The sequence below is a fragment of the Zobellia russellii genome, from assembly GCF_044597075.1.
Classification (GTDB): Bacteria; Bacteroidota; Bacteroidia; order Flavobacteriales; family Flavobacteriaceae; genus Zobellia; species Zobellia russellii.
Genome location: NZ_CP139000.1, coordinates 4,326,087 through 4,344,998, shown reverse-complemented (window position 1 = coordinate 4,344,998; position 18,912 = coordinate 4,326,087). Strand labels below are relative to the sequence as shown.

At 38.5% G+C, this 18,912-nt stretch carries 14 protein-coding genes and 1 pseudogene; 3 read left to right on the top strand and 12 right to left on the bottom strand.

All coding sequences use genetic code 11. The features are described 5' to 3' along the window. Positions 1-41 precede the first annotated feature (41 nt). A complete protein-coding gene (secDF, locus tag SJY45_RS17800) occupies positions 42-3,038 on the bottom strand; it encodes a protein translocase subunit SecDF (protein ID WP_400072480.1) in 2,997 nt (998 codons plus the stop codon). Between the two features lie 157 nt (positions 3,039-3,195). Next, positions 3,196-4,123, bottom strand: a pseudogene (locus tag SJY45_RS17795) (malate dehydrogenase). A gap of 354 nt (positions 4,124-4,477) precedes the next feature. On the opposite strand from SJY45_RS17795, the gene SJY45_RS17790 reads away from it, so the two are divergent. Further along, complete coding sequence (locus SJY45_RS17790; protein WP_215438234.1) at positions 4,478-4,855, top strand: hypothetical protein; 378 nt, start codon at positions 4,478-4,480, stop codon at positions 4,853-4,855. A 123-nt stretch (positions 4,856-4,978) separates the two neighbouring features. On the opposite strand, the gene SJY45_RS17785 is transcribed toward SJY45_RS17790, so the two are convergent. The 6 genes from SJY45_RS17785 to asnB form a co-directional block, all read right to left on the bottom strand. Further along, on the bottom strand, positions 4,979-5,821 hold the full coding sequence (locus SJY45_RS17785; protein ID WP_215438235.1) for a universal stress protein: 843 nt from the start codon (positions 5,819-5,821) through the stop codon (positions 4,979-4,981). An 11-nt stretch (positions 5,822-5,832) separates the two neighbouring features. Beyond that, positions 5,833-6,933, bottom strand: a complete 1,101-nt coding sequence (locus tag SJY45_RS17780) for a hypothetical protein (protein ID WP_215438236.1) — start codon at positions 6,931-6,933, stop codon at positions 5,833-5,835. 32 nt (positions 6,934-6,965) lie between these two features. Further along, entirely contained in the window at positions 6,966-7,928 is a 963-nt protein-coding gene (locus tag SJY45_RS17775) for a hypothetical protein (RefSeq protein WP_400072478.1), read from the bottom strand. Positions 7,929-8,092: 164 nt separating this feature from the next. Further along, entirely contained in the window at positions 8,093-8,845 is a 753-nt protein-coding gene (locus SJY45_RS17770; RefSeq protein ID WP_289039247.1) for a hypothetical protein, read from the bottom strand. A gap of 85 nt (positions 8,846-8,930) precedes the next feature. Beyond that, a complete protein-coding gene (gyrB, locus tag SJY45_RS17765; protein ID WP_215438238.1) occupies positions 8,931-10,883 on the bottom strand; it encodes a DNA topoisomerase (ATP-hydrolyzing) subunit B in 1,953 nt (650 codons plus the stop codon). A 358-nt stretch (positions 10,884-11,241) separates the two neighbouring features. Next, a complete protein-coding gene (asnB, locus tag SJY45_RS17760; RefSeq protein ID WP_215438239.1) occupies positions 11,242-12,906 on the bottom strand; it encodes an asparagine synthase B in 1,665 nt (554 codons plus the stop codon). A 239-nt stretch (positions 12,907-13,145) separates the two neighbouring features. Here asnB and SJY45_RS17755 point away from each other — a divergent pair, with 239 nt between their 5' ends. Next, the gene (locus tag SJY45_RS17755) at positions 13,146-13,694 is read left to right on the top strand and encodes a DUF2911 domain-containing protein (protein ID WP_400072475.1); all 549 of its coding nucleotides are present in this window, start codon (positions 13,146-13,148) and stop codon (positions 13,692-13,694) included. A gap of 76 nt (positions 13,695-13,770) precedes the next feature. Here SJY45_RS17755 and SJY45_RS17750 read toward each other — a convergent pair whose 3' ends face one another. From SJY45_RS17750 to SJY45_RS17740, 3 genes are all read right to left on the bottom strand, one after another. Then, positions 13,771-15,387 carry an amidohydrolase gene (locus tag SJY45_RS17750; RefSeq protein ID WP_400072473.1) on the bottom strand — a complete coding sequence of 539 codons (1,617 nt, stop codon included), beginning with the start codon at positions 15,385-15,387 and terminating at the stop codon, positions 13,771-13,773. Positions 15,388-15,485: 98 nt separating this feature from the next. Continuing rightward, entirely contained in the window at positions 15,486-15,914 is a 429-nt protein-coding gene (locus tag SJY45_RS17745) for a hypothetical protein (RefSeq protein WP_400072471.1), read from the bottom strand. Positions 15,915-16,002: 88 nt separating this feature from the next. Then, on the bottom strand, positions 16,003-16,767 hold the full coding sequence (locus SJY45_RS17740) for an NYN domain-containing protein (protein WP_215438243.1): 765 nt from the start codon (positions 16,765-16,767) through the stop codon (positions 16,003-16,005). 159 nt (positions 16,768-16,926) lie between these two features. On the opposite strand from SJY45_RS17740, the gene SJY45_RS17735 reads away from it, so the two are divergent. Next, positions 16,927-17,715, top strand: coding sequence for an NIPSNAP family protein (locus tag SJY45_RS17735; RefSeq protein WP_400072469.1), 789 nt, complete (start codon positions 16,927-16,929; stop codon positions 17,713-17,715). Positions 17,716-17,724: 9 nt separating this feature from the next. On the opposite strand, the gene SJY45_RS17730 is transcribed toward SJY45_RS17735, so the two are convergent. Continuing rightward, complete coding sequence (locus SJY45_RS17730) at positions 17,725-18,834, bottom strand: OmpA family protein (protein ID WP_400072467.1); 1,110 nt, start codon at positions 18,832-18,834, stop codon at positions 17,725-17,727. Positions 18,835-18,912: the final 78 nt, after the last annotated feature.

The following is an 18,912-nucleotide window of genomic DNA, read 5'->3' as shown; positions in this document are numbered from 1 at the left end:
ATTGAGTTAGTTAGTTCTTAACTCTTCAAATATAGAGAAATTTATTTTACTTCCTCAGTTTCTTGTTTAGCTGTATCCTTTATTAGGTCACCAGCTCTAGAAGACTTGTTCAAGGTATCGAACATTACCGGGGTTGCAATAAATAGAGATGAGTAAGTTCCTACTACAACACCCACTATCATAGCAAACATAAATCCTCTTAACGATTCCCCTCCAAAAATAAAGATAGCCAGCAATACCACAAATGTTGTTAAAGACGTATTTAATGTACGGCTTAATGTACTGTTAAGTGCCAAGTTGATGTTTTCACCACCGCGCCAACCACGCTCGCCAATTATCTCACGAATACGGTCAAAAACAACCACGGTATCGTTCAATGAGTATCCGATTACCGTAAGTATTGCCGCTATAAAAGCCTGATCTATTTCCATGTTGAACGGCATAATAGTACCGAACAAAGAGAATATTCCCAATACAATCATAACATCATGGAAAACCGCCACTACAGCACCTAAAGAGAATTGCCATTTACGGAAACGGAACAATATATACAAGAATACCACTGCAAGCGATCCTAAAATTGCCAAGAACGCGTTGTTCTTAATATCATCCGCAATGGTAGGTCCAACCTTAACAGATTGTAATATACCTATTGATTTATCGCCTGAACCTCCTGCTTTAAAGTTTTCTTCACTAATACCGTCTGGAAGGTATTTCTGTAACGAGGTATATAATTTGTTCTGAATCTCATTATCAACCTCTATACCTTCTACATCTACCTTATATGGCGTAGTAATCTTGATCTGGTTGGCATCTCCAAACGTTTTTACGTTAGTTCCACTACCAAATACATCATTTAGCTCGGAAGCTATCTCAGATGGATTAACAGACTGCTCAAAACGAACTTGATATGAGCGTCCTCCTATAAAATCAACCCCTTGTTGCAATCCGTTGGTTGCTAAAGAGAAAACACCTATACCTACTAAAATTGCAGATAGTATATAGGCAAACTTTCTTTTTGAAAGAAAATTGATATTTACATTTTTGAAAAGGTTCTTTGTAAGTGCTGTTGAGAAATCCAACGAACGACCTTTTCCTTCAATATACCAATCTACCAATAGCCGTGTAATAAAGATTGCAGTAAATAAAGACGTTACAATACCTATAAGTAAGGTTGTTGCGAAACCTTTAATAGGACCCGACCCAAAAATAAAGAGAATAATCGCCGTAAGACCTGTTGTTATATTCGCATCAAGAATAGACGAAAGCGCATTACTAAAACCATCCGCTACCGCTAATGATTTTCCTTTTCCTTTTGCTAATTCTTCCTTTATACGTTCAAAAATAAGTACGTTCGCATCTACGGACATACCAATGGTTAGAACGATACCTGCAATACCTGGCAAAGTTAAAACAGCACTTAAGCTGGTCAACACCCCAAATATCAAAAGAATATTCAACAGCAACGCAACATCTGCGAAAGCACCTGCTTTACCATAATAGAAAATCATCCAGACCAATACAATGGCCATAGCGATCATAAACGACATAAAACCACTATCAATAGCTTCTTGTCCCAAAGATGGACCTACAACTTCTGATTGAATGATTTCTGCGGACGCCGGTAATTTACCCGCACGCAATACGTTTGAAATATCTTTTGTTTCGTTGACCGTGAAAGTACCGGTAATCTCTGAACGTCCACCGGAAATAGGTCCCGACGAAACCCCTGGAGCAGTGTACACTTTATTATCAAGTACAATAGCAATACCAGTTCTATTATTATAAGCATCACCAGTAAGCTTTTCCCATTCCTTAGCTCCTTTGGTATTCATGCTCATGGTTACGGCAGGTTTACCGTTTACAAACTCGTCACGAGCATCACTAACAACATCACCACTAATTCTTGGTGTATTGTCACGATTAGATTTTAATGCATAAAGCTCAGCTATCTCCGAACCTTCAGATGGTCTCTCCCATAAGAATTTCACGAACTGCATACTTGCAGGAAGCAATCTCTTAACTTCTTTCATTCTTAGGTAAGAACCTATCTCCGCAGTATCTTGAACAGCTGCAACACCAACTGCATAACTAGGAGCCCCTAATTGAAATTTATCAAACAATGGGTTCCTCTGTCCGGCAATATCCAATGAATCTGTAGATACATCAGAAAGCAAAGAATCCAATTCCGACTCTTTCTTTACCGGCTCTTCATCATCACCCATATCTACAAGCGACTTCAACTTTTCATTGGCCTGAAAAAAGAAACCTTGTAATTCAGGATTATTAGGCTCATAAGTTTCCCAGAACTCCAATTGAGCGGTACTTGACAATAGGCTCTGCGCACGGGCAATATCCCTTGCTCCTGGCAATTCAACCAAGATACGGCCTGAGTTACCTTCACGTTGGATATTTGGCTGTGTTACACCAAAACCATCTATACGCTCACGAAGTACTTCAAAAGCAGAAACAATGGATTCGTCAATTTTTGTACGGATGATAGGCTTAACCTCATCATCTGACATCTGAAAATTAATTTCTCCACTAAGGCCTTTATTAGCAAAAATATCCGGAGAAGCTAGTTTAGTATCTCCTTTTATTTCATCAAAAGCATTAAAAAAAAGCTCTATATACGTGTCATCGCTATTTTTTGAAGCGGCATCGGCATCTGCCAAGGCTTTATTAAAAACAGGGTTTTTGGTATTATTGGCCAATCCTTTTAAGATATCCTTTACGGAAATCTGAAGGGTAACGTTAATACCACCCTTAAGGTCAAGACCTTTGTTCAATTCTTTCTTTTTGGCTTCATTATAATTTGTAAAACCTAAAATAGAATTGTCTCCTATGGAGTCTAAATACCTAGTCTCTAATTCTTCACGTTTAGAAACGTAGTTCTCTTCTGCCTCTGAAATACGGCTTTCCGCATACGATTTAGCTTCGTTTTCTACTTTACCACCTATAAAAGTATAGGATAGTTGGTAGATACTTACTAGCCCAAAGAGTAGGGCAAAAAGCTTAATAAGTCCTTTATTCTGCATTGGTTATGTGAATTAATTGCGTGCTTTTTATAACAGCGTGCAAATATATGATTTTCCCATAGGAATTGGCAATATATTTGGAGTTATTGTAAAACGGAAACATCTGCCCCAGAAATATTTCCGGAACAGATGTTCTTATTTATTATTGAACCAACTACTATAATTCTAGTAGACCGTTGGTCTTTTTCACTCCTGCAGCGCTTTCTTGCATTTTAGCTTTTTCGGCATCGCTAAGTGGAATATCAACTATTTTTTCGATTCCGTTTTTACCTAAAACAACCGGAACACCTATACAGATATCGTTTAAATCATACTCACCTTCTAGTAAAGTAGAACATGGGAAAATCTTTTTCTGATCGCAAGCGATAGCTTGCACCAAACCTGAAACCGCAGCACCTGGCGCGTACCATGCACTTGTTCCCAATAATTTAGTTAGTGTAGCACCACCTACTTTAGTATCTGCAGCCACTTGCTCTAAGCGGTCCTCCGATAAAAATTCCGATACTCGAATACTGTTTCTTGTAGCATGAGATGTTAAAGGTACCATACCGGTATCACTATGGCCACCTATTACCATACCATCTACATTCTGATATTGGAGCCTCAAGAGCTTCGGCCAAACGGTACTTAAAACGTGCACTATCCAAAGCACCGCCCATACCTATAATCTTATGCTTAGGCAAACTTGTAGTTTTGTGCACTAAATACGTCATAGTATCCATTGGGTTACTTACTATGATAAGGGTTACATTTGGCGAGTGCTCTACAAGACTAGCCGATACCGTTTTTACGATACCCGCATTAATACCTATTAACTCCTCACGGGTCATACCCGGTTTTCTTGGAATACCAGAAGTAATTACGGCAATATCACTATTAGCAGTTTTAGAGTAATCATTGGTTACACCTGTTATCTTAGTATCAAAGCCGTTCAATGATGCAGTTTGCATCAAGTCCATGGCTTTCCCTTCGGCATAACCTTCTTTGATATCCAACAAGACTACCTCAGATGCAAAATTCTTTATGGCAATATACTCGGCACAGCTTGCTCCTACTGCTCCTGCCCCTACTACGGTAACTTTCATTTGTTATTATTTATTTGTTATTAAAGACTTTTCTTAAAAAAACGCCCTTTTTTGACCTTAATAAATCTTACTCGGCCCTACTTAACCTGGCAAGCTTTGTTCTTATTAAAAATCATTTTTTTGAAAAGGGTTCCCAAAAATAAACAATCTGAAAGGAAAACTACGGTGAAAATTGGGTTAAATGGGAGAAATTTAACCGATAAACTACTCGTTGAAATACACTCCTGTTAAAAAAAATTGCGCTTTAACGAAGATAAAAGGGATTTGTTGCCGTACATCGAATTGTAGCAATAGGAATTTAAAAACAGGCGTTCTAATTTAAAGAAAACCCCCAATCAACTAAAACCTACGACAATGAAAAAAGTCTTTTCATTTTTAGCGATAATTGCCATAGTACTGGTAAGCAACTGTACCGAAATTCCCGAAAACAATGACCCCGTTATCGGCATTTGGTCAGACGTAGAAGTAACAGCAGCAAGTCAGACATCCAAAGGAGGGAGTACCATCCGTAAAGAATGGATATTTAACGATGCCTATTTAGGAAGATACCATCAAAAGAATAATGGGAAAATTACTTTTAAAACCGATTTTACATGGAGTCATGAGAATGACACTTACATAATATCATACCCCGGAACCGATATGGCAGACGAAATTGTCTCCATGAAAGCGTCTACGGAAGGAAGTATTCTATCCGACTCACAAGGCAACACCATGGCCTTACGGGAGTAAAAATTTTACTAGGTTTCAAATACGCTAAACCCCATATTCTTTATTGAATATGGGGTTTTAAAATAGAACAAATTCTCATTAACCCGTTTTCTTTAACGAGCTGGTGAATATTTCTTTCACAAATCAATCCCTATAAATGGCCATTACGGGTGTATTAATATTCCTTATTAAATCCTCGGTTAAACTATAGGTAAACAATCTTTGATAAAAATTACGCTTATGGTTGATCAGACAAACAATATCTATCTCATGCTGAATACAGTAGTCTAATAGCGACTTTTTAATGTCTATGGAATCTATAGTTTCAAACGTAACGTTACTTATGTCAAAATTCTTTAGAGAAGCCTTGAACCTATCCATTAGCGGCACAATGGAATCTCCATGAGCCAAATCAAAATGAACTACATGAAGTTTTGCGTTAAACCCTTTAGATTCATTTATTAAATCTTCCAAAGGTTCTTTCTCATCTTCATGATAATCTACCAAAAAAAGAATATTATCTAAGTTGCCATCAAACTTTGCGTTGCCCGGAACTACAATAACGGGTTTATTAATTTCATCCAGGATCTTTAATGTACTGGTCTCCGTAAACAACTGAAAAAGGCCACTCTTGCTAATTTGTGTCCCCATCACTACAAGATCAATCTTATCTTCCCTTTTATCAATATAATGGGTAAACGTTTCTATAAAATTTCCTTCACGAACCACGTATTTAACCTTTAGGCTATCTATTTGCCTTTCTCTGAGTATTTTTTCAAAAGGCGGAAAGGTTTCTTTTTTATTCCTGAAATTCTGAATATCCAGTTTTTCGTACAACGCTTGCTCTACCTCCGAAGTTTCGGTTTCTAAATTATACGCATGAAAAACAATGATTTTCTTTTCTGTTTTTTTTGCATAGTCAACAGCATACAAAAAGGCATTCATTGAAACTTCGGAAAAATCTGTGGGAAAAAGTATACTCTCCATAGCTATTGTTTTTAAAATGATATTTCTAGGTTAAGTTCGTAGATATCTTCTGTATTACCATCTACCGTGGTATGTTCGGTATTTAAAATGAGCCGAATCATTTTATTCACCTTATATGTAAACCCTCCAATGACGCGCTGGGTCTCTTCATTTATCTCCTCTACTGTAAATTCATCAAAACGCCCCCAAATGGAAAAAGGGGATTTGCCAAATTTATACTCACCAAAGAAGCTATACCCATGATTGGCCAAAGCATGCGATGGGTCTTCCGCATCTACATATCTGGCTCTAAAATCCCCCACACCATCATGAAATTGAGCCGTTATTCTAAACTGCTTCTCCGTAAAGGCCAAAAAACCTAAAACCTGATTAAAATCCGGAGAAAACTCACTGTTTCCTTTCCCTCTATTAAAATAACCACTTAATTGCAATTGCGGCAACCTATTGGCCAAAGGGCGTACAGTTAAACGACCGGCCACCACTTTATTATTATTATTTTCTATTCCGGAATAGCCCCCTCCATTATATATTCCCAATGAATAACTGGCATATTTACCTTTCATAACACCGTTTACGTTTTTCAGGAATTCCTCATCCATTTTAGGCCCTATGTTACCCGTAACCGTTACACCAAAATCTGCAGAGTTGAATATCCTGTTTCGCTCTATAAACATGTTATCCTGAACTCTATAGGTGTTTATTTTTTGCTCATAGTCCAACCAAGGCCTATGTACCATTCCTACCTCTATTCCGGTACCGGTAAACACCTTACTATTAATTCTAGGCTTGGTCATTAGGTAAAGGTACTTTAAGCGTGTTTCAACATTACCCGCATCATCGCCTTCCGTATCTATAGTAAGATCCATAGTATACCTAACCGAAAAAACATCATTCAGTTCTTTCTTTAGCGTAAAATAACTTCGCTTTAAAACAAAACTACTTGTATGCTCATTTTCAACAGGTACGGTCTCGTCTGCCTGAACCTGTTTTATTCCGTCTCGGTAAGCAATAAACCAATCTCCGGACATCTCTACCAAGTCAGCTATATTTATGCCCTTTCTTTCATCCTCATCTTGCGCAATAGCATTGCTACACAGTAAAAAGACAGACATAAACACAAACCCAAGCTTCATTTTAAATAAAATTAAATAGACGTTGCCAAATATTTTACAGCGAATACCAAGACGATACTAACAACAAGACCTATAACCACCTTTACTAAATCCATACCCAACGATTTAAACATTTTTGCCCTGGGCTCGTTTTTCCTTAACATATAGTTCAACGCTATTTCACGACCTGCCAGAATACCAATAAAGACCCATGTGGTGCTCATAGGTACGTTATTCATTTCTTTGAAATAAAAGAGCACAATACCGTAGACGAAATCTATGATCGTTGCAGATCTAATGTCTACCGTATTTGTCTTTGATTTGATTATACTTTGAATTGCCCCACCTTTGGACGCAATGATAAAGGCCAATAAGCCCAAAATAACCACCAAGGAGAAAATCATTGAATAAACATCCAATTCGCGTGGCAAATAAACGTAAATATTAGCAAAATCCTGAATAAGCCACTGTGACCATAAAAAACCGGTAGAACACCATTGCAAGATTGTCCAGAGCCTTTCCTCCTTTGCTGTTATAGACCGTTCTATGAACCGTTTTTCCACCAATCTGGATATAGCCAAATAGAGCACAATAGCCGCTGCAAACGCCACTCCGTAGCCAGAGAGCGATTTAATGACCATACTGCTCAAATTTTTCTCGTTGAAGAAAGTAAGAATCAAAAATGATGTACTCACAGGAATACCTGTTCGTGTTAACAACATAAGGATAATGGGAGGCAATAAATAATACCAAGCAAACGGTTGGGGCATGGGATACTTTGCCAATCTCCCATAAGAAACATCCCCACCGTGGGTTACGTATCCAAAAATTAAGGTCGCCGCCAAAATACCGCCCGCAAACAACCACAGAACCCACCATTTTTTCCGCTCGTTAGAACTTAAAAAAGTACCCAATGTCTGTATGGTATCGTTTCCTACTACGGAGTAAGCGGCCAAGATGAAGCCCAAATACATAACTACAACTGAAAAATCCAATGTGCTCTGGTTTTATATTATGTGGTAAATAAAGAACATTTTAAACCAGAGGAAGTTGGCTTACAGATTATTAAATATTTAAATAATTGACAACTTAAAACAAAAAGGCCGCAATCAGTATGATTGCGGCCTTTTTAAAATTATGAGTTGATCTATGTAGTATACTACATGTTATCTTCCAGAACAAACTCTGTGTAATCCAAAATGTATACGCCTAACAGACTCCATTTAAATTTCTCCCCTCCGTACTTAGCTTTGAATTTTTCGTTATCCATAAACAAAGATTCAAAATGCTCATCAAAGTCTTTCTTGGTCAACCACAGCACTTTTTCATCACCTTTTTTAATATAATACGACTTAGCGATTCCTCCCGCCAACTTCATACCTCCAACTCCAAAACTAGCGGTCTGCTTAGCCCATGGATCAGAATACACTTGAATAACCTGACTGAATTTTGGATTGATAACCTGCATCAAATATTCCGCTTCCTTCTTTTTGTTTTTTAAGGAAACCATTTGATTGGTGTACATGGTATAGCCTTTGTTCATATATTTTGAAGCATCGGTTTTACCCCATTTGGTAGCATCGTTCAAGAAATTACTCTGATTGTTCAATTTTTCAAGCCCAGAAGGAGCCATATACAGATCTACAATTTCTTCTGCCTTTACACGTAGCTTTTTACCATCTGGCTTAATGAATTTAATTTCATTGATCTGACCTTTTTTACGGTCAACATCTTTGATGTCCGCCTCTATCTTGGCTCCATCTTTAAGCGTAACGTAGGCTGGTTTTTTTCTAGAATAAGATGTGTAGGCCGGATCAAAGGCCGCCTGTTTTTCTCTTTCTTTTAGATTCTCCTGTCCAAAGCAAACTACGCTGGACATAAATAAAACCATTGATACTAATTGTACTTTCATAATAGGGGTTTTGAATTATTGTATCCCCCTAAAATAGTTCGTCCGCCAAGTGGCGGACGAATATTTGTTGTAAAAAAGCTAATTGTTATGCATCAATGTTCGCATAAACAGCATTCTTCTCTATAAATTCTCTTCGTGGCGGTACTTCATCACCCATTAACATAGAGAATACCCGATCCGTTTCGGTAGCATTATCTATCTGTATCTGACGTAATGTTCTGAATTCCGGGTTCATGGTGGTATCCCACAACTGCTCGGCATTCATCTCACCCAGACCTTTGTAACGTTGTATACTAACGCCACCACTATAGCTATCCGCGATTTCATCACGTTCCTTATCTGACCAAGCGTAACGTTTTTTAGATCCTTTTTTCACCAAATATAACGGTGGTGTGGCTATATAAACGTGCCCGCTTTCAATAAGCTCGCGCATATATCTAAAGAAGAAGGTTAAAATAAGTGTCTCTATATGGCTACCATCAACATCGGCATCACACATGATCACTACTTTATGATAACGCAACTTTTCCAAGTTCAAAGCTTTACTATCCTCTTCGGTACCAATGGTAACCCCTAAGGCCGTATAGATGTTTTTAATTTCCTCGTTTTCAAAAACCTTGTGTTGCATAGCTTTCTCCACGTTCAAAATCTTACCTCGCAACGGAAGAATTGCCTGAAACTTACGGTCACGGCCCATCTTGGCCGTACCACCCGCAGAATCACCCTCAACAAGGAAAACTTCACATTGTGCAGGATCCTGCTCCGAACAATCCGACAATTTCCCAGGAAGACCACCAATGCTCATTACGGTTTTACGCTGAACCATTTCACGGGCCTTAGTAGCGGCATGACGTGCTTGAGCGGCAAGAATTACTTTCTGAACTATGATCTTGGCATCATCCGGATGTTCCTCCAAATAATCCGACAACATTTCTGAAACTGCCTGTGAAACTGCAGAAGAAACCTCACGGTTACCCAATTTGGTTTTGGTCTGTCCTTCAAATTGTGGTTCTGCAACTTTAACGGAAACAATGGCCGTTAGACCTTCTCTAAAGTCATCTCCCTGAACCTCAAATTTCAATTTTTCAAGCATACCAGAAGCATCGGCATACTTTTTCAAGGTAGTTGTAAGCCCTCTCCTAAAACCGGAAAGGTGTGTCCCCCCTTCATGCGTATTAATATTGTTTACGTACGAGTGCAGGTTTTCCGTATAGCTCGTATTATAAATCATTGCAACCTCAACAGGAATATCGTTTTTCTCGCCTTCCATAGAAATTACATTCTGGATTAGTGGCTCACGGTTTCCATCAAGGAACTTAACAAACTCTTTTAATCCTTGATCGGAATAAAAACGTTCACTAACAAACTCCCCATTTTCGTCTTTTTGACGTTTATCCGTAATAGTAATGCTTACCCCTTTGTTCAAAAAGGAAAGCTCACGCATACGATTGGATAAAGTCTCATAACTATACTCCGTAGTTTGCTTAAAAATTGTATCATCCGGTATAAAGGTCACCACGGTTCCCCGCTTATCGGTCTCCCCTACACTTTTTACAGGATAAAGAGATTTACCTCTTTCGTACTCCTGCTCCCAAATTTTACCATCGCGGTAAACGGTAGCTTTTAGGTGATTTGAAAGTGCGTTCACACAAGAAACACCAACCCCGTGAAGTCCACCGGAAACCTTATAGGAATCCTTATCAAACTTACCACCGGCACCAATTTTGGTCATAACCACTTCTAGAGCGGATATACCTTCTTTTTTATGTAAGTCTACAGGAATACCCCTACCGTTATCTTGTGTAGTTATGGAGTTATCCTCGTTTATCGTAACACTGATCGTATCACAATAACCACCCATAGCCTCATCTATGGAGTTATCCACCACCTCGTACACCAAGTGGTGAAGACCTCTTACACCAACATCTCCAATATACATGGAAGGGCGCATACGTACGTGTTCCATACCCTCAAGGGCCTGGATACTGTCCGCTGAATATTGTTTTTTGTTTTCTTCTTTATTTGCTTCTTCGCTCATAAAATTAACTAGTTGTTAGACTTAATTTTTGGCAATCTCACAAATATACGCAAAACCCCATGGAATATAGGGTTTTGAGAATAGTGATACCTCTAAGTTATCAACAAAAATTGTGGAAAATTACAACTACAGGGCAACATAGGAAATCTACACATAACCAACTCCTAAATCACTCAATTTCAACTTATAAAACCTCTGCTTTCAAAAAACAGAATGGCAATACCAAAACAACTTTTATGATTTATAGAAACTCAAAAGCATCTCCTTCCATCTAAGGCACAAACGAAAAAACCTGTTGGCTTCTATTGCACAACAGGTCATTTCTTAGCTAATTCTATAAAAGAATGGTTAAATACTTCTAATAGGCGTCATCGTGAACGTTTGCCACGGCTCTACCAGATGGATCGTTCATGTTCTTGAACGCCTCATCCCACTCCAAAGCTATTTGCGTACTACAAGCAACCGATGCTTCTTGAGGCACACATAATGCTGCAGCATCCGATGGGAAATGAGATTCAAATATAGAACGATAGTAAAATTCTTCTTTTGATGTTGGTGTTTGAATTGGGAAACGGAATTTTGCGTTTGCCAATTGCTCATCAGATACTTCTTCATTTACAATCTCCTTTAAAGTATCAATCCAGCTGTATCCTACACCATCGGAAAATTGTTCTTTCTGTCTCCATGCTACGCTTTCGGGCAACATATCTTCAAATGCTTTACGCACTACCCATTTCTCCATACGCTCCCCATTGATCATTTTATCTTTTGGGTTGATGCGCATAGCCACATCCATAAATTCTTTATCCAAGAACGGCACACGACCTTCAATACCCCAAGCCGCCAAGGACTTATTGGCACGTAAACAATCGTACATATGCAACTTGCTCAACTTACGAACAGTCTCTTCATGAAATTCCTTATCGTTAGGTGCTTTATGAAAGTATAGATATCCTCCAAAAAGTTCATCTGCACCTTCTCCGGAAAGTACCATTTTAATACCCATAGACTTAATTACCCTTGCCATAAGGTACATAGGGGTGGAAGCTCTAATGGTAGTTATATCATACGTTTCTAAGTTGTAAACCACATCCTTAATAGCATCTAAACCTTCTTGAATGGTAAACTTAATTTCATGATGTACCGTACCAATATGGTCTGCCACCTTTTGAGCGGCCGCTAAATCAGGAGAACCTTCAAGACCTACCGAGAAAGAGTGTAACTGAGGCCACCAAGCATCTGTAGTATCACCTGACTCTATACGTTTTTGTGCATATTTTTTTGCTATCGCCGATGTAACGGAAGAATCCAAACCTCCTGAAAGCAATACACCATAAGGTACATCTGACATTAACTGACGGTGTACGGCAGCTTCCAACGCCTCTTTAATTTCCTTTATGCTCGTTTCGTTTTCCTTCACGGCATCGTACTCCATCCAATCTCTAGAATACCATTTTTTGAACTCGCCATCTTCACTGCTCAAATAGTGTCCTGGAGGAAAAAGTTGAATTTTTGTACAGGTTCCTTCCAAAGCCTTCAATTCAGAAGCTACATAGAACGTCCCGTTTTGATCCCATCCTACATATAAAGGTATAATACCCATATGGTCACGTGCCACAAAATAAGAATCGTTCTCCGTATCATATATAGCAAAACCAAAAATACCGTTCATCTCATCCAAAAAACCAGCTCCTTTTTCTTGGTAAAGGGCCAAAATAACTTCGCAATCAGATTCGGTCTGGAAATTATATTTTCCTTCAAATTGCTTGCGTAACTCTCTATGGTTATAGATTTCGCCGTTTGCGGCCAAAACCAATTTTTTATCCTCACTGTACAACGGCTGGGTTCCGGAAGCTGGATCAACAATAGCCAAACGCTCATGCGCTAAGATGGCTTTTTCATCGGCATAGATACCACTCCAATCCGGACCACGGTGACGTATTTTCTTAGACATCTCCAATAATTGGGGTCTTAAAACATCTGAACTTTCTTTTAAATCAAATGCACATACAATTCCACACATAACTCTTTGTTTATTTCTAATTTGAAATCAAAATTGCAACTAAACTTTCAATTATAAAACACAAATGTCTTTATTGATTTCATATCGAAATATAAAACAATTTAAAAACATCAATATATTGTTATTTTTGTTTTTTTTCATTAAAAATAATACGTTCTGTAAGTAGTATAAAAATTAACGACTTTTTAGTAGATTTTACATTGAATACTAATTAGTTTTATAGCAAAACAAACACAATTATGAAAAAAGTACTTTTTATTGCTTTAATGGCCTTTGCCATGACCTTTTCTACAGATGCATTAGCCCAGAAATTTAGCGGGTTGGATAAAAGCCCTATGGATATGGCCGCATTCCCTACCGATTACAAGGTATCTACAAAAACCGCTCGTATTATTTATAGTCGCCCACAATTAAAAGGTCGTTCGCTATCCGAACTGGCTCCGGCAGGAAAAGTATGGCGTACCGGTGCCAATGAAGCCGCTGAGATTACATTCTATTCAGACGTAAATTTTGGTGGTAAAGAAATTAAAGCCGGAACCTATTCTATCTTTACTATTCCAGGTAAAAGTGAATGGACCGTAGTATTGAACAAAAATCTTAACCAGTGGGGTGCTTATTCTTATGATGAAAGCGCAAATGTTGCACGTGTAAACGTACCAAGTTCAGAAGATTCCAATTCATTAGAGGAATTTTCTATTGCTTTCAAAGAAGATGGCGCTGGATTTAAAATGGTTATGGGATGGGACAAAACAAGAATTGCCGTTCCTATTACCGCTGCAAAAATGTAATTTATCCTGAAATCTATAATTAGAAAAACCGAAGCTTTAGGGCTTCGGTTTTTTTTATTTTATGAACTCTTGCCCACTATCTTGTCTTACCGTTTATAAAGGTTTGTTCTGCCATAATGGTTGGAATCTCAGCAACGGGAACCGTCATCATATCCTTATCATAGATAACAAAATCCGCAAACTTCCCAGCCTCTATACTACCCTTCTCATCTTCTTCAAAATTAGAATACGCCGCCCAAATAGTCATGCCCTTTAACGCTTCTTCGCGCGTGAGTGCATCCTGCATTTGAAAACCGCCTTCAGGGTAGCCCTCAACATCCTTTCTGGTTACTGCAGCATAAAATGTTAAAAACGGACTTACCTGTTCTACCGGAAAATCTGTACCTAAAGCAAGTGTTCCTGCCTTATCCAAAAGCTTTTTAAATGCGTACGCTCCTTTCACACGGTCCTCTCCTAAACGGTCTTCGGCCCAATACATATCACTCGTAGCATGAGTAGGCTGCACAGAAGGTATTACCCCATTCGCAAAATAATCAAAGTCCAACGAATCTATAATCTGGGCATGTTCTACCCTCCAACGGCGATCGGGCCTGTCCTTTAATACTTCTTCGTAAGTTCTTAGTACCACTGCATTGGCAGAATCGCCAATGGCATGAGTATTCATTTGATATTCCGAAATTGCCAAACGCCGCGCCAAATCCTCTATTTCATCTATAGGTGTAACCATGGCGCCATAATGCCCCCATTTATCAGAATAAGGTTTTTTTAAAGCCGCTCCGCGAGAACCAAGTGCCCCGTCTCCATACACCTTAACGGAACGTACGTTTAGTCTTTCGGTTTTTATAGGCCCTTTATAGATAAAATAGTCTACGTCTTCTGGATTATTACTCACCATGGCATATACCTTAATCGAAAGTTCTCCGGTTTGTTGCAAACTATCTATTAGCTCTATAGTAGCACGATTTAATCCTGCATCATCAACGGTAGTTAATCCATTATTCAAACAAATTCTTTCTGCATCTTTTAATGCCTTCACTTGAGCATCCAAGTCTGGCATTGGAATTTTAGAATACACCAAATCCATTGGGTTGTCTACCAATACTCCGGTAATACCCATTGCACCTTTTACAATTTCTCCTCCCTCTACTTTTGTACTCCAATCGATACCCGCCAAATCCAAAGCAGCTTTATTAACTAACAACGCATGACCATCAATGCGACTTAAGACCACTGGGGTATCCGGAAAAAGTTGATCTAATTCTTTACGGGTGGGATATTCTTTTACCTCCCAATCATTCTGGTCCCAACCATCTCCCAATATGAATTCTTTAGGATTCTCGCTTTGAAAAGCCTGAACACGTTCCAGAACTTCCTCAAAGCTTTTGGCACCTACCAGGTCTACCGTTTGTTGTTTAAGTCCCAAGCCGAAGAAATGGCAATGGGCATCAATAAGTCCTGGGGTTATAGTACGGCCATCTGCATCTACCAACTGGTTCGAGGTATATTTATCCCTAATTTCTTCGGTAGTACCTACTGCAATAAATTTACCTTTATGAACGGCAAAGGCTTCCGCTTTAGAAAACTCGGCGTCTACCGTGTAGACATTTGCGTTCACAATAACCAAATCTACTTTTTCCTTCAGGTATTCACAACCCGTAAGGAAGAGTACTAATAAAGGAAGTATTTTTTTCATAGTAAGAGAATTTGAAGCTTTCCAAAAGTACATAAATATTGTACTACTCCCTTACTACTAACTTTTGAGAAAAAAAGTGTTTTTCCCCAATTCTGGTCTTACATGATTTTTACACGTGCACCTTTTATTTGAAACGTACCGTCCGCAGAGGTGTACGTACCCGTTAGAGCCTCACCCTTGGCTGTAAGCTTAACGGCAAAAACAGTTCCTTCCAAGGTTACTTCAAAACTGATGGTATTGCCTACCAAATTAACTTTTGTTCCTAAGATTTCCCTTTCATCTAATTGAACGAAGACATTATTTTCTCCATTTTCATGAAAGATAGAAAGCGCTCCTACTTTGTACTTATCCGGTGCATTTTCGGCAGCGTATTCCCAACTTCCCAGCAACTCACTTTCGGCAGGTTTTGAGGCCTTATAATCTTCTACATCAACATTTATGACCGGGGTATCTATGGCGCTACTAAATGTTACACTCATTAAAAAAGCTGCAAATAAGGCGGATGAATTCTTTTTGAAAGTTTTCATGTATTCAACAAATTAATTCGTACTAATTTCCGGTACATTTTTCATTGAAAAATGAGACCATCTATTTAAAACGAACATAAGACCCTTATTATTTTGTAGAACGGGATTTTGGCTTTTCCGCCATTTTAACGTACACCAATTTTTTGCGCCCTTTAGAATCCTCGCGCCGGTCTACCTCAATTGATTTTATTGAATTTATAAGCGGGGTAAGTTTTTGAAAACCGTAGTTCCTAGAATCAAAATTAGGTTGTTTTTTCTGCAAAAGACTCCCTACATCGCCCAGAAAGGCCCAACCATCATCATCGGCCACATCATCTATTGTTGAAGCTATTAGCCTAATATCCTTGGCCGTAATCCTATCTACATTGTTCTTAGCAACTTTTGCGGTTTTATTGCTCACGGCATTCTCTTCCTCCTCATCTTCCTTCTTAAGGATTTCTATATAAATAAACTTATCACAAGCTACGATAAACGGATTTGGAGTTTTCTTCTCTCCTATACCAAAAACTTGCATACCGGCTTCCCGTAAACGAGTTGCCAAACGGGTAAAATCACTATCACTACTCACAAGACAGAAACCGTTTACTTTGCCAGAATACAAAATATCCATAGCATCAATAATCATAGCAGAATCCGTGGCATTCTTACCTTGAGTGTACCCGTATTGCTGTATTGGGGTAATGGCATTTTCCAGTAGGACATTTTTCCATTTACCCAAACGTGGATTGGTCCAGTCGCCATAAATTCGTTTTATGGTAGGGTTGCCATATTTAGCAATTTCCTCCATCATTTCTTTTACATATGCTGAGGGAATATTATCACCATCAATAAGTACCGCAAGATTTAAATCCATGTTATTCTTCTTTCTTGCAAGTTACGTTGATTCTTCCAGAAATAATAAGCTATATAAATTCATAATTCAACGCTATCGCACAATCACCTTATCCTTGGTTATTTTAGGTTTTAACAGGGTTCTTTGTTAAGTTTGATTTTACCAAACCCTATATTTCATATGAAAAATTGTATTCAGAGTTACTTTACAACACTACTTTTGATTTTCGCCATTGGTTTTTCTGCAAATGCACAAACTCAAGAACGTGAATTTTACCAGCTAAAAACCTATTTTCTCAAAGATAAAAATCAAGAAACGGCTGTGGACAGTTATTTGGAAAATGCTTACCTACCCGCATTAAAACGGGCCGGAATAGAGCACGTAGGCGTGTTCAAACCTATTCCGGAGGAAGATAGTGAAGAACTTAAAATTTATGTGCTCCTACCCTTTAAGTCGTTTGAACAATTCTTGACCTTGGACCATATGCTGTCTCAGGATAAAAGTTATGTTTCCGCAGGCTCCAATTATATAAATGCAAAATATGACGATGCACCGTACGAAAGAATAAGTTCCACTTTAATGAAAGCTTTTTCAGAAATGCCAACAATGGAGGCTTCAAAAGTAGAAGGCCCGAGAAAAGATCGCGTTTATGAACTACGTAGTTATGAATCTGCCACCGAAGCAATTTACCAGAATAAAGTAGATATGTTTAATGCGGGAGGCGAAGTAGAACTTTTTGAATCCCTAGGTTTTAATGCTGTTTTTTATGCCGAAGTCCTATCCGGTGACCGTATGCCCAATCTCATGTACATGACCACTTTTAAGAATATGGAATCTAGAGATGCTCATTGGGACGCTTTTAGAACCGCCCCAAAGTGGTTGAAACTAAAGGCCGACCCTAATTATCAAAACAATGTAAGCAAAGCGGACATCATGCTGCTTTACCCTACTGATTATTCAGATTACTAAAACATAAAGTTAGGGTGCGGGTTTGCTAATCATAAACTCCACCCTTCTATTTTTTCTCCTACCTTCAGAAGTACCGTTGTCCGCAATGGGTTTTTGGCCTCCATGACCTTTCCAAACTATCCGATTTTTGTTCAACCCTAAATGAACCAAATAATCCGATACCGCTTTTGCCCTTTTTTTGGACAATGATTCATTATATTTCTTGCTTCCAACAGAATCCGTATATCCATTTATTGAAATTTTGAGCGTTGGGTTTTCAGATAAGTAAGAATAGATTTCATGAAGCTCCTGTTTTGCCGTTTGGAGTATGACCGCTTTATCAAAAGCAAAGAGTACATCTTCAAAAACATGAGTTTTATTGAGTTCAAACGTGCGCGGTTTTCCCTTGGGTGAGATAGTTTTATTGCCCATAGCTTCGGACACCTCAACCATATCCACATAGTAATATGCGCCTTGCTTGGCATTTCGCTTTGTCTTAAAAAGACGTGTACGCGCATTACTCTTAAAATTACCAATAATTAAATATTCCTCAGAACCTTTTGCTACAAATTGGGTGTGCACCAATATCCAATCTTGGGTATCCGAATAGAAGTTTGAATACCCAATTTCCAAATAATTGTAAACATTATTTTTCTGTTGATACAACTGCTTTTTTGATAGGGCTTTCTTTATGGGTACGCTTAATTTATTCTTAGCGAACAACACCCCAAATTCCTTTATGGCAAAATCTGAACGTTCAGCCAAACTCACAAAAAAAGATACTTTATAGGTAACCCCTTTCGTTAAAGGTCGTAACAATTTGGTCTGAAAATATTCTCTGTAGTCATCTGGCGCCAACAGATACAACCCAGCATAACCCTGACCAAAATCTGCCGGTTGCGAACCATTGAAGTTTTTTGGTGTACCCATTTCCGTACTACACCCATTAAAGTAATCGGTAGAACCCTCGGTAGGTGTTGACCAACCTTTTACATCTGTACTAAAATTGCCCAAATGTTCAGGACAATGTACAAAGTCTTCAAAACTGGGGTTTTCAACTAGGTTTTGCGACTCCATGCGAAGTAAAAAACAAAGCCCCAACAAAAGAAATACAAAATCCCTCAGTGAAAATTTGGTCATCATAGAGCGTTTAAACTGACTCTAAAATAAGTAAATTAAGGCGATGTTCCTGTATTTCAGTCTATACAGCTACTTCTA